This is a genomic window from Kocuria sp. CPCC 205260 (assembly GCF_040981045.1).
Classification (GTDB): Bacteria; Actinomycetota; Actinomycetes; order Actinomycetales; family Micrococcaceae; genus Kocuria; species Kocuria palustris.
Map to the genome: position 1 here is coordinate 193,000 of NZ_JAVKPT010000001.1, position 12,602 is coordinate 205,601.

At 70.8% G+C, this 12,602-nt stretch carries 11 protein-coding genes; 1 reads left to right on the forward strand and 10 read right to left on the reverse strand.

Going from position 1 to position 12,602, the window contains the following annotated elements:
* Positions 1 to 110: 110 nt before the first annotated feature.
* The 10 genes from yajC to thrS all read right to left on the reverse strand — a co-directional run bounded on the left by yajC (position 111) and on the right by thrS (position 10,971).
* Positions 111 to 554, reverse strand: coding sequence for a preprotein translocase subunit YajC (gene yajC / locus RF645_RS00785; RefSeq protein ID WP_368818394.1), 444 nt, complete (start codon positions 552 to 554; stop codon positions 111 to 113).
* 197 nt (positions 555 to 751) lie between these two features.
* Positions 752 to 1,831 carry a Holliday junction branch migration DNA helicase RuvB gene (ruvB, locus tag RF645_RS00790; protein ID WP_368818395.1) on the reverse strand — a complete coding sequence of 360 codons (1,080 nt, stop codon included), beginning with the start codon at positions 1,829 to 1,831 and terminating at the stop codon, positions 752 to 754.
* Positions 1,832 to 1,833: 2 nt separating this feature from the next.
* Entirely contained in the window at positions 1,834 to 2,496 is a 663-nt protein-coding gene (gene ruvA / locus RF645_RS00795) for a Holliday junction branch migration protein RuvA (protein WP_024290551.1), read from the reverse strand.
* A 156-nt stretch (positions 2,497 to 2,652) separates the two neighbouring features.
* Positions 2,653 to 3,312, reverse strand: a complete 660-nt coding sequence (gene ruvC, locus RF645_RS00800) for a crossover junction endodeoxyribonuclease RuvC (protein WP_368818396.1) — start codon at positions 3,310 to 3,312, stop codon at positions 2,653 to 2,655.
* A 32-nt stretch (positions 3,313 to 3,344) separates the two neighbouring features.
* Positions 3,345 to 4,106 (reverse strand): YebC/PmpR family DNA-binding transcriptional regulator, encoded by a 762-nt coding sequence (locus RF645_RS00805; RefSeq protein ID WP_006213310.1) that lies wholly within the window; start codon positions 4,104 to 4,106, stop codon positions 3,345 to 3,347.
* Between the two features lie 175 nt (positions 4,107 to 4,281).
* On the reverse strand, positions 4,282 to 5,055 hold the full coding sequence (locus tag RF645_RS00810) for a type 1 glutamine amidotransferase (RefSeq protein ID WP_368818397.1): 774 nt from the start codon (positions 5,053 to 5,055) through the stop codon (positions 4,282 to 4,284).
* Between the two features lie 12 nt (positions 5,056 to 5,067).
* A complete protein-coding gene (locus RF645_RS00815) occupies positions 5,068 to 6,378 on the reverse strand; it encodes a Mur ligase family protein (protein WP_040560230.1) in 1,311 nt (436 codons plus the stop codon).
* A gap of 56 nt (positions 6,379 to 6,434) precedes the next feature.
* The gene (locus RF645_RS00820; RefSeq protein ID WP_058870969.1) at positions 6,435 to 7,874 is read right to left on the reverse strand and encodes an FAD-binding oxidoreductase; all 1,440 of its coding nucleotides are present in this window, start codon (positions 7,872 to 7,874) and stop codon (positions 6,435 to 6,437) included.
* A gap of 299 nt (positions 7,875 to 8,173) precedes the next feature.
* Complete coding sequence (locus RF645_RS00825; RefSeq protein WP_082676875.1) at positions 8,174 to 8,818, reverse strand: HIT domain-containing protein; 645 nt, start codon at positions 8,816 to 8,818, stop codon at positions 8,174 to 8,176.
* Positions 8,815 to 10,971: a threonine--tRNA ligase gene (thrS, locus tag RF645_RS00830; protein ID WP_368818398.1), complete on the reverse strand. Its 2,157-nt coding sequence runs from the start codon at positions 10,969 to 10,971 to the stop codon at positions 8,815 to 8,817. Before thrS ends, RF645_RS00825 begins: the two co-directional genes overlap by 4 nt.
* Positions 10,972 to 11,150: 179 nt before the next feature.
* On the opposite strand from thrS, the gene RF645_RS00835 reads away from it, so the two are divergent.
* Entirely contained in the window at positions 11,151 to 12,509 is a 1,359-nt protein-coding gene (locus RF645_RS00835; protein WP_058870971.1) for an MFS transporter, read from the forward strand.
* Positions 12,510 to 12,602 lie beyond the last annotated feature (93 nt).

A 12,602-nucleotide genomic window follows, 5' to 3' on the forward strand; every position in this document is an offset into this window, starting at 1 on the left:
GCGGCACACGTGGGCCGGGCGGGCGCGGGTGGACCCGAAGAGACGGTCTCAGGTGCCGCAACACGCACGAGCGCCCCGGCCGACGGGGCCGAGGCGCGGGTGCTGGCTGATCAGCGGGAGGAGTCGGCTCCCGGATCGCGGGGATCCGTGGGGTCGCCGGCTGGGGTCTCGTCAGCGGAGGCGCCCCCTGCTGCGGTGGAGCCTGCGGCATCCGTGCCGCCGGCAGCGGGGGTGTCACGCTCGACCACGTTGGTGAGGGTCTGCAGGTGCACGGTGACCTGGGTGCCCGGGGCGATCTCGATGACGGCCTTGACGGCGTCCTCGTCCTTGGAGACCAGGCGGCCGTAGAGGCCGTAGCTCGTCATGACCTCCATGCCGGGCTCCATGGCGCGCTGCTGCGACTTCAGCTTCTCCTGCTGCTTCTTGCGGGTGCGGCTGGAGAACCAGAACATGCCGATGATCAGCAGCAGCATGAAGCCGAAGAGCAGCATGGAGGACCCGCCGCCTCCAGCGGCTCCGGCGGCGGACAGCGATTCGGTGACGACGGGTGTCATGCAGACTCCTGATCCTGCGATGCGCTTCTGCGCATCGCGTGGTGGTCGGTGCCGCGACCGGGACTCCGCCCCTGGACAAGCACGTGGGGCAACGCGGCGGCGGCGAGGATTCCCGTCCATGGTAGGGGACGCGGCCGCGCAGGGCCCGGTCAGCGGGCTCCCAGGCGCCGGATCGCAGCCGGTCGCCGTCCGGAGGGCTACTGCTGCGGGGGGTCCTGGTCGCCGAGGGCCTGGCGCACCGCAGTGTCCCGGAAGGCTGCGTGCTCGGGCGGTACCAGTCCCAGGTGCTCCCAAGCCGCGGGCATGGCGATGCGTCCTCGCGGGGTCCGCGCCAGCAGGCCCTCGCGGACCAGGTACGGCTCGGCGACCTCCTCGACGGTCTCCGTCTCCTCCCCCACGGCGATCGCCAGGGTGGACAGCCCCACCGGTCCGCCGCCGAAGTGGCGGACCAGCGCCTCGAGCACCGAGCGGTCCAGGCGGTCCAGGCCCCGCGAGTCGACCTCGTACATCTCCAGGGCGGCGGAGCAGGCGCGGGCGTCGATGCTGTCCACGCCGTGGACCAGCGCCCAGTCGCGCACGCGGCGCAGCAGGCGGTTGGCGATGCGCGGAGTGCCGCGGGAGCGGGTGGCGACCTCCTCGAAGCCCTCCGTGGACAGGCGCAGGTCCAGCAGCCCGGCGGAGCGGCGCAGCACGGAGACGAGCTCGTGGTCGCTGTAGAACTCGAGGTGCCCGGTGAAGCCGAAGCGATCGCGCAGCGGTCCCGGCAGCAGCCCGGCGCGCGTGGTGGCACCGACCAGGGTGAACGGAGGCAGGTCCAGCGGGATGGAGGTGGCCCCGGCGCCCTTGCCCACCACGATGTCGACCCGGAAGTCCTCCATGGCCATGTAGAGCATCTCCTCGGCGGGCCGGGACATGCGGTGGATCTCGTCGAGGAACAGGACCTCGCCCTCAGTCAGGGAGGACAGGATCGCGGCCAGGTCGCCGGAGTGCTGGATGGCAGGCCCGGAGGAGATGCGCAGCGGAGCGCCCATCTCCTGGGCGATGATCATGGCCAGCGTGGTCTTGCCCAGACCGGGAGGTCCGGACAGCAGCACGTGATCGGCGCTGCGGCCCCGCAGTCTGGAGGCCTCCAGGACCAGGGAGAGCTGCTGGCGCACACGCGGCTGACCCACGAAGTCCGCCAGGGACTCGGGGCGCAGGGCCGATTCGACGGCGCGCTCGTCCAGCTCCGGCTCCCCGCCCACCAGGCGCTCGGACCCGCTGTGCTGTGCGTCCATGCTCAGCGGCCCTCCCCCGTGCGAGTCGAGCCCCGGCCGGCGGCAGGAGCCGAGGCCCGGGCGCCGAGCCACGCGAGCACGGTGCGCAAGATCAGGGCGACGTCACCGGAGTCGGCGAGCTCCTCTCGACCGACCAGGGCGTCGTCGATGGCCGCCGAGGCGTCCTTCTCGTTCCAGCCCAGACCCGTGAGGGCCTCCGTGACCTGGGTGCGCCACAGCGGGATCTGCGCCGCCTGCGGGGCCGAGGCCGGTGCCGGATCGGCGGGAACGAGCTTGTCCGCGAGCTCGAGCACGATGCGCTTGGCGCCCTTGGGCCCGATCCCGGAGACGGTGGTGAACGGCTTGGGGTCGCCCTGGGCGATGGCCGTGCGGACCTCCTGCGTGCCCAGCGCGGCCAGCACCGCCAGTGCGGTGCGCGGACCGATGCCGGAGACGCCCAGCATGGTCTCGAAGATCTCCTTCTCCTCCGCGTCCGCGAAGCCGAACAGCAGCGGGGAGTCGTCCTTGCGCGCCACGAACGCGGTGGCCAGCCGGGCCTCGCGGCCCTCGTGCAGCCCGGAGAGAGTCTGCGGGGTGGCCTGCAGCTCGAGGCCCAGCCCCATGACGTCGACGACGGCCGTGCTCAGCCCCTTGTGCAGCACCTCGCCGCGCACGGACGCGATCATGGGAACACCCTCTCCTCGATGCGGGGAGCCGCCCGCGAATCGGGCAGCCATTCGAACATCAGTACGATGCCTCGCTCACCCTACCAAGCCGCGACGACCACACAGTGCAGGCCCTCGCCCGGGGCGAGGGCCCGCACCCGAGGACGATGCGGTCCCTCAGTGGCCGCGCCGAGCCTTCTGCTCCGCGGCCTGCCAGGCGCGCTGAGCGGGTGTCAGGGCGGTGCCGCGCTCCTGGGTCGCGCGCTGCAGTCCCGTGCGGGCGCCCTGGTGCGTGGTCGTAGTGCCCGCCTGGGCGTCCAGGCCCGCGCCCACACCGGAGCGCCAGCCGTGGCAGACCGCGATCGCCAGGGCATCGGCGGCGTCGGCCGGACGCGGCAGCTGCTCGAGGCGGAGGATGCGCGCGATCATCTTGGTCACGGCGGCCTTCTCGGCCGAGCCGTCGCCGGTGACCGCGGCCTTGACCTCGGACGGGGTGTGCCAGGCGACGGGGACCCCGCGAGCGGCTGCGGCGGCGATCACCACGCCCGAGGCCTGGGCGGTGCCGACCACGGTGGGGGCGTTGTTCTGCGCGAACACGCGCTCGATCGCCAAAGCATCCGGGGCGAAGCGCTCGAGCAGCTGATCGGCCGCCTGGGCGATGCGCAGGATCCGCTGCTCCAGGGGCTCGTCGGCGCCTGTGCCCTGGACCTCGTGGTGGACCCATTCGGCGCGGCGGTCGGCGCGCATGCGCACGATCCCGAACCCGCAGCGGGTCAGCCCGGGATCGACGCCCAGGATGACCTGCTCGGGGGCCTGCGCCCTGGCCGCGGAGCCCATGGCCGGACGTCGGGCGGGTGCCGGAGCCTGGCTCAGTCCTCGTCCTCGAGCTGGGCGGCGACCTCGGGGGTGATCTCCACGTTGGAGTAGACGTTCTGGACGTCGTCGAGCTCCTCGATCGCATCGGCCAGGCGCAGGAACTTGCGCGCGGCGTCGGCGTCGAGCTCGACCTTCATGTTCGGGCGGAACTGGGGGTCGTCGTTGTTGTACTCCAGCTCCGCCTCGTCCAGAGCCGTGCGGATCTGGGGCAGGTCGGTGGCCTCGGAGATGACCTCGAAGACGTCCTGGTCCTCGATGACCTCCTCCGCCCCGGCGTCCAGCACGGCCATCATGACGTCGTCCTCGGTGACGCCGTCGGCCTTGGCGACCTCGGCCACGCCCTTGCGCTCGAACATGAAGGTGACCGAGCCCGGATCGGCCATGGTGCCGCCGTTGCGAGTCACGGCCACGCGGACCTCGGAGGCCGCGCGGTTCTTGTTGTCGGTCAGGCACTCGATGTACAGCGCCGAGCCCTGGGGGCCGCGGGCCTCGTAGAAGATCTCCGAGTACTCGATGACCTCGCCGGTCAGGCCGGCGCCGCGCTTGATGGCGCGGTCGATGTTGTCGTTGGGCACCGAGTTCTTCTTGGCCTTGGACACGGCCAGATCCAGCGCCGGGTTGCCCGCGGTGTCGGCGCCGCCCTGGCGCGCGGCGACCTCGATGCCCTTGATGTACTTGGCGAAGGCCTTGGCGCGCTTGGCGTCGATGGCGGCCTTCTTGTGCTTGGTCGTGGCCCACTTGGAGTGACCGGACATGGCTTGCCTCCTGGTTCGTGTCGGTGCCGCAGCGCCGGGCTCCTCCCGGCGGCGGCTGGCAGCGCGTGCGTCGGGGGTGCCGGTCACGGCCGGAGGGGCCGTGCGGCGCACCACCGCGGCGCATGACGCTGCGCTGGGAAGTCTGCTGGTCGATTGTAGGCGACGGGTCCCGGGCTCAGCGCGGACGGGAGGCCGCGACCTCCCGCGCCTTCTCCGCCAGCAGATCGTTCAGCGGCTCGAGGGTCTCGTGCGCATAGCGTCGCCGCACCGCCGTGGCGATGAGGTGATCGGCCACCGCCGGGTTCTTGGGCAGCAGGGAGCCGTGCAGATAGGTGCCGATGACCTCGCGGGTCACCGCGCCCTCCGTGCCGTCCTGGCCGTCGTTGCCCGCACCGGAGACCACCTTGCCGAAGGGCTTCTGGCCCGCGCCCAGGTGGGTCAGACCGGAGTGGTTCTCGTAGCCGATCACGGTGCCGAGATCGGGCGACTCGGTGACGATGTTGCCGATCAGCCGCTCCGGGCCCCCGACGGTCTCGAGGTCGAAGATCCCCACGCCGGTCAGCGTCTCACCGCCGATCGTGCGGAACCGGTGGCCGAAGAGCTGGTAGAGCCCGCAGATCGCGAGCATGGGCGCGCCGTCCTCCACCAGCTCCAGCAGCAGGGGCTTGATGCGCTGCAGGTCCTCCATGACGCGGAACTGCCCGGAGTCCTGGCCGCCGCCGCCCACGAAGATGTCGCCGTCGCCGGGGAAGGAGTCGCCGGGGTTGTAGTCGGTGACGCGCACGCTGTAGCCGCGGCGCTCGAGACGGCGCTTGAGCGTCAGCGTGTTGCCCCAGTCGCCGTAGATGTTCATGTCGCGCGGATAGAGCTGCACGAGGTGGATCTCGCCCTGCCCGCCGAGCTCGGGCTCGGCTCCTGCGGCGGGGAGGTTGGGAGTCGCAGTGGTCATCGCGGTCCTCTCTCAGATCTCGGGCACGACGGCCACGGCGCGCAGCTCGCGGCGCAGCGTGAGCATGGACGTGTAGGTGCAGAAAACGCGCATGGGGCGTCCGTCGGCGGAGGCGATGAACTCCGTGAGCGCTCGGGCGATGTCCGGCTCGACGGCGCCGACCTGCACCTGGTCGTAGTCCAGGCGCAGAGCCATGTCCCAGGCGCGCGTGCCGGTGACCATGTCCACTCCCCCGCCGCGCAGGGACTCGAACTCGACGTCCCACAGCCAGGAGACGTCGCGACCGTCGGCGTATTCGTCGTTGATGGAGATCATGGTCGCGTAGGACTCCGGTGCGGCGGAGGCCAGCGACAGGCGGAAGCCCGCGGGGTTCTTCACGAGCAGCAGCTGCAGCGGGGTGCCGTCGACCATGATCGTCTCGCCGCGTCCGAAGGCCGGGGTCACGCGGGACAGCTCCCCCAGCAGCGACGGCAGCGCGGCGGACAGGCCGCTGCGCTCCTGCGAGACGGTCAGCGCCAGCGCCAGGGCGGCCGCGGCGTTGTAGACGTTGTAGACGCCGTAGAGATGGACCTCCGCCTGCGCCGGCTCCCCGCGCACGGAGAACGTGACGTCGGTGGCCTCGAAGTCCTCGAGCTGGACGATCGCCTCCGGCTTGGCCTCCTGCGACGGCACCGGAGCCTCGGGGCCGTCGGCGCCGCGCATGTCGTCGTCCGACGGGAACATGGGCCGCAGCTTCTCCGACAGCCCGTACCAGTGCACCGCGGTCCCGGGGCGGACGTCATCGGCCAGAGAGGCGATGCGCGGGTCCTCGCGGTTGAGGACCACGGCCTCGGTGGTGGCCGCCGCGATCTGCGAGAGCATGCGGCGGGTGGTGTCGATCTCGCCGAAGCGGTCGAGCTGATCTCGCATGACGTTGAGCAGCAGTGCGAACCGGGGCTGGACGAGCTTCACGAAGTGGACCGCGTGGGCCTCGTCGAGCTCCAGCACGGCGATGTCCGCGTCCAGCCTGCCGGTCAGGGAGATCTCCTCCAGCAGGGAGGCCGCCACCCCGCGCACGAAGTTCGAGCCGGTGCGGTTGGTGAACACGCGCAGGCCCTGGGACTCGAGCAGCTGGACGGCCATCTTGGTGGTGGTCGTCTTGCCGTTGGTCCCGGAGATCACCACGACGCCCTGGGGCAGCCGGGCCAGCTGCTCGGCCACGAAGTCCGGGTGCAGCTTCTCCATCACCAGCCCGGGGAACGCCGAGCCTCCGCCGCGCAGCTTGGTGGCGGCGCGCACGCCCTGGCCGAGGAGCCTCACAAGTGGTCTGGACATGGCGGACATCCTAGTTCGTCGCCCTGACGACTCAGCGACGGCAGGGCCGGGGCTCGCCGCCAGGTTCAGTGCTCCCGTGCGAAGACCTTGCCGGGATTGAGGATCCCCTGCGGATCGAACACCGCGCGGATCTGCGCCTGGAGGTCCAGCTGATCCTCTCCGAGCTCATCTCCGAGCCAGCGCCGCTTGAGCAGGCCGATGCCGTGCTCCCCCGACAGCGTGCCGCCCAGCTCCAGGGCGATCCGGAAGACCTCTCCGGCGGCCTCCCAGGTCCGCTCGGGGACCTCGTCGTCGCCGACCAGGAAGATCGGGTGCAGGTTGCCGTCGCCGGCGTGGGTGGTCGTGGGGATGAGGATCCCGTGACGCAGCTCGATCTCGCGGATCCGCTCGAAGGCCTCGGCCAGCCGGTCGCGCGGCACGGCGATGTCCTCGACCAGGATCGAGCCGCCGCCGGCGAAGCCGCCCTCCTGGGCCATCCGCTGCGCACGCGCCTCCAGCGCCGGGAACGCTCTGCGTCGCAGACCGATGAGCTCCTCGGCCTCCGCCTCGTCCTCGGCCGCTCGGACCTCGCCCCCTGCGCGCTCGAGGATCGCCGCGATCCGCCCTGCGACCTCGGCCCCTTCGGGCCCGTCGGTCTGGGCCAGCAGGAACGACGACCCGGGCGCTCCGATGCGCCGACCGCGCAGCTGCTCGACGCACTCCACCGTGGGCCCGTCCATCAGCTCGAGCAGCGCCGGGGTGAGCCCCTCGGCCATCACGGCGGAGGCGGCCGCCGAGGCGGAGAGGAGGCTGGGGAAGCTCGCCGCGACCACCGGCCGGGGCCTCGTCACGACGGGACGCAGCGCCAGCGTGCATTCCACGATCACGCCCAGCGTGCCCTCCGAGCCGATCAGCAGCGTGCACAGGTCGTAACCGGTCACGCCCTTCACGGTGCGGTGACCCACCGAGATCAGGCGGCCGTCTGCGAGCACTATCTTCAGCGTGAGCACCGCTTCGCGGGTCACACCGTACTTGGCGCACAGAAGGCCGCCGGCGTTCATGGCGATGTTGCCGCCCACCGTGGAGATGTCCTTGCTCGCGGGGTCCGGGGCCCACCACAGCCCGTGCGCGGCGAGCTGTGCGTTCAGCGCGCCGTTGAGGATCCCGGGCCCGACGACGCCCAGCCGGTTGGGCACCGAGATCTCGTGCACCTGATCCAGGTCCTGCGTGGAGAGCACGAGCTCTCCGGGGCCGGCGCACGCCCCTCCGGCCAGGCCGGTGCCCGCGCCGCGGGTGACGACCGGGATGCCGTGCTCGGAGGCGGTGCGGCACACGAGCTGGACGTCCTCGATGCTTCCGGCGCGGATCAGCGCCAGAGGGGCGCCGTCGCTGCGGTGTCCCGAGCGGTCCTCCCGCAGCGGCTCGAGCTCAGCGGGGTCGGTGCTCAGCCGCGTCCCCAGCTGCGCCTTCAGGTGCTTGAGCGCGGCCGTCGCCGGGCAGCTCGGCGTGCCTTGGTTCGCGGACATCGTGGCTCCCGTCGATTCACCTGCCGCAGCCTCCGAAAGCGAACCCGCGGCGTTGCGGATCCCCTCAGCCTAAGTGCACTCAGTTATCCCCGGAGCGGCATCGAGCGGCCGCTTCTTCACCTCACTGCCATCCGTCGGCCGATTCCGCACCCGTCGCGACTCCAGAGGCCGATCTGACACCGTTTCAGCGCGGAAGCGGTGAAGACTCGGCCTATCGATGGCTCAACGGTGCGGACTCGGCCGCTGGATGCCACACAGAGTCGAAGGAGGCTGCATGGCTGCGGGCGAGGCCGGGGCGATCAGCTCTCCTCGGACGGCGCGGTCGGATCCTGACCTGCCGCAACGGACGACGGCGCCGCCGAATCCGGCTCCGGCCAGTGCTCCCGGACATCGATCCACGTCCCGCCCAGCGAGTCCATGATCGCCTTGGTGTGCGCGGTCACGGGCAGGAAGTTGGAGTCCCCGATCCACCGCGGCACCACATGCATGTGCAGGTGATCCGACAGCGAACCGCCAGCCGCCTGGCCCAGATTCAGCCCCGTGTTGAAGGCGTTCGGGTGCGAGGCCTCGCTCACTGCCACGACAGCGTCGCGGGTCAGGCGCATGAGCTCGGTGAGCTCCTGGTCCGTCAGCTCCGTCAGATCCGCCACGTGGCGGTACGGGCACACCAGCAGGTGGCCCGGGTTGTAGGGGAACAGGTTGAGGATCACGAAGCAGTGCGCGCCGCGGAAGACGATCAGGGATTCGTCGTCCCTGCGCTCGGGACCCGTGCAGAACGGGCAGCCCGGCACTGTCTCGACCGAGGTGTCCTCACCGCGCACGTAGGCCAGCCGATGCGGGGTCCACAGGCGCTGGAACGAATCCGGCACCCCGGGGATCTCGAAGTCGTCCTGGCGCACCCAGTGGTGCTGGCCCACGCGCGCGTCCTGCTCCCCCGTGCTCATGACTGCGCGCCCTGCGACCCCGGCGCATCGGCGTCCACGCCGGGGGCCTGCCCGACCGTCTCATCGCCTGCGGCGGCTGAGGGGACGGGGTCGTCGTTCACGCGGTTGCTCACGTGCGCGGCGATCCGGGCGACGGCCTCCTCGACCGGCACGCCGTTCTCCTGCGAGCCGTCACGGAAGCGGAAGGACACCGCACCGGCCTCGGCGTCGTCGCCGCCTGCGATCAGCACGAACGGCACCTTGTCCTTGGACGCGGTGCGGATCTTCTTGGGGAACCGGTCCGAGGATGAGTCGAGCTCGGCGCGCACCCCGGCGGTGCGCAGCTTTGCCACGACATCGCCCAGGTAGTCGTCGAAGGCCTCAGCCACCGGGATGGCACGGACCTGCTCGGGCGCCAGCCACGCCGGGAAGGCGCCTGCGTAGTGCTCGGTCAGCACGCCGAAGAAGCGCTCGATCGAGCCGAACAGCGCGCGGTGGATCATGACGGGGCGCTGACGGGAGCCGTCGGCGGCCGCGTACTCGAGGTCGAAGCGCTCGGGCATGAAGAAGTCCAGCTGGATCGTGGACATCTGCCAGGTGCGCCCGATGGCGTCGCGAGCCTGGACCGAGATCTTGGGGCCGTAGAACGCAGCGCCCTCCGGGTCCGGCACGAGCTCCAGACCCGAGGCGGTGGCGACCTCCTCCAGCGTGGTGGTGGCCTCCTCCCAGGCGGCGTCGTCGCCGATCGACTTCTCCGGGTCCCGCGTGGACAGCTCGAGGTAGAAGTCATCGAGGCCGTAGGCCTTCAGCAGGTCCAGCACGAAGTCCAGCGTGGTGGCGATCTCATCGCGCATCTGCTCGCGCGTGCAGTAGATGTGGGCGTCGTCCTGCGTGAAGCCGCGGGCGCGGGTCAGGCCGTGGATCACGCCGGACTTCTCGTTGCGGTACACCGTGCCGAACTCGAAGAGCCGCAGCGGCAGGTCGCGGTAGGAGCGGCCGCGCTGGCGGAAGATCAGGTTGTGCATGGGGCAGTTCATGGGCTTGAGGTAGTAGTCCTGGCCCTGCTTGGTGACATTGCCTGCGGCATCGCGCTCCTCGTCCATCTGCATGGGCGGGAACATGCCGTCCTTGTAGAAGCCCAGGTGACCGGAGATCTCGTAGAGCGTGGACTTGGTGATGTGCGGCGTGTTCACGAAGGAGTAGCCGTGCTTGACGTGCTGCTCGCGCGAGAGGTTCTCCATCTCCATGCGGATCAGACCGCCCTTGGGGTGGAACACGGCCAGGCCGGAGCCGATCTCGTCCGGGAAGGAGAACAGGTCCAGCTCGGAGCCCAGCTTGCGGTGATCGCGGCGCTCGGCCTCGGCGAGCCGATCCTTGTACGCCTTGAGCTCGTCCTTGGTGGGCCATGCCGTGCCGTAGATGCGCTGCAGCTGCTTGTTCTTCTCCGAGCCGCGCCAGTAGGCCGCCGCCGAGCGCATCAGGGCGAATCCGTTGCCGATCAGCTTGGTGTCCGGCAGGTGGGGCCCGCGGCACAGGTCCTTCCAGACGATCTCGCTGGACTTGCGGTCGACGTTGTCGTAGATGGTCAGCTCGCCAGCGGCCACCTCCTGCGAGGCGCCCTCCGTGGCGGCGACCTCCGCACCGGAGCCGGGGCCCTGGGCCAGCCCGATCAGCTCGAGCTTGTAGGGCTCATCGGCCATCTCCGCGACGGCCTCATCGTGGGTCACGGAGCGCCGGCGGAAGCTCTGCGTGGAGTTCACGATCTTCTGCATGCGCTTCTCCAGCGCCTTGAGATCCTCCGGGGTGAAGGCCTCATCGACGTCGAAGTCGAAGTAGAACCCGTCCGTGATGTACGGGCCGATGCCGAGCTTGGCCTCCTGCTTGAGCTCCTGCACCGCCTGGGCCATCACGTGGGCGGTCGAGTGGCGCAGGACCTCCAGGCCCTCCGGGTCCGAGATCAGCACGCGCTCGATGGACTGGCCCTCGGCCAAGGGCGTGGCCAGATCCCGCAGGGTGCCGTCGACCCGGGCGACGACGACCTCCCGCTGGCCCTGGTAGAGGTCGGCGGCGGTGGTGCCGGTCGCGACCTGCTGCTGCTGTCCGTCCACGGTGACGGTGATCCCGCCGACGCTGGGATCCTGCGCGGAGGGGTTCTGGGACACGGACTCGCTCATGAGCTGCTGCAGCCTTTCGGTTCGAGGGACGCGGCCGTACAGGGGCCGCGCGACCAGGCCATGCTACCGGCGCGGTGCGACGACGCAGCTCGCGAGGCAAGCCTCTGCGGGCGGGGCACAATGGTCGTGCCCCAGCCATCCCGGTCGCCGCCTGTCCCGAACGGAGTCCCCGCAGCCATATGACGACGCCTCCCGCCCCGCAGGACGACCCCGACGATCCCCACGAGGACCGGCGGAACGACGAGCCCGAGGTCGAGCCGCTGCGCTACGACCAGCCGGTCACCGGACAGATCCCGCTGCTGCAGCGCCCCGCACCCGAGGCGTCCAAGGACCTGTCGCAGCGGATCCTGAGCACCCGGTTCGTGCTGCTGTGGCTGGTCCAGTTCCTGGTGTCCATGCAGTTCTACCTCGTGACCACCATCTCGGCCGCCTACGCGATGGACCGCTTCTCGGCCGGTCAGGCCGAGGCCGGGCTGACGACGTCGTCGTTCACCGTCGGCGCGGTGATCGCCCGGCTGCTCACGGGCAAGTACATGGAGCTCATCGGACGGCGGCGCGTCCTGGTCACGGCCATGGTCCTGTTCACGCTGATCTCCACGGCCTATCTGCCGGACACCGGGATGGCCGGGCTGCTGGCCGTGCGCTTCGTCAACGGCATCGCCTTCGCCGCCGTGACCACGATCGCCCCGGCGGCGGTCCAGGGCGTCATCCCGCCTCGGCGCCGCAGTGAGGCCACGGGGTACTTCGGGCTATCGACCACCCTGGCCACAGCTGTGGGCCCCGCCCTGGGCGTGTGGCTCTCGCGCTCGATCGGCTACGGGAGCCTCTTCGTGCTCGTCTCCGCGGTGGCGGGCCTGGCCCTGATCGTGGTGCTCGTGCTGCGCGTCCCCGAGGTCGAGCTCACTCAGGCCCAGCGCCGCTCGGCACGGCAGTGGCGGCTGTCGTCGATCATCGAGACGCGCGCCCTCCCCATATCCGGGCTCATGGTCTTCGCGGGCATGGCCTACTCCACGATCCTGACCTACCTCAACGCCTACGCCGTGGAGCTGGATCTGGTGAGCTCGGCCGCGGCCTTCTTCGTCGTGTACGCGATCGCCATCGTCCTCACGCGCCCGTACCTGGGCAGGCGGCAGGACCGGCGCGGCGACAACAGTGTGATCCCTCCGGCGCTGGTGCTGTTCTCGGCGACCCTGGTCATGCTGGCCTTCGCGAGCTCCGGATGGATGCTGCTGGCGGCCGGGACCATGCTGGGCTGCTCCTTCGGCGCGATCATCACCGCGGCCCAGGCGGCGGCCGTCAAGGTCGCCCCAATCGCTCGCGTGGGACTGACAACGGCGACCTTCTTCCTGTGCATGGACCTCGGCGCGACCGTCGGGCCCGCTGTCCTCGGCTCTGCGGTGCCCGCTCTCGGCTACCGCGGGATGTACCTGTGCGCAGCCGGTGTGCTGCTGGTCGCCGTCGCGTACTACTGGCTCGTCCACGGTCGCGGCGCAGGTCGGACCCCGTCGCCGCCCACGGGGCAGATCCCCGTGGCTTGAGCGCCCGGGACCACGAGAAACCCCGGGCAACCCTGAGGGCTCCTCATGCTCAGTGAGCTTAGGGTGAGGGCTCTTCCCGATGTCTTCCCGCAG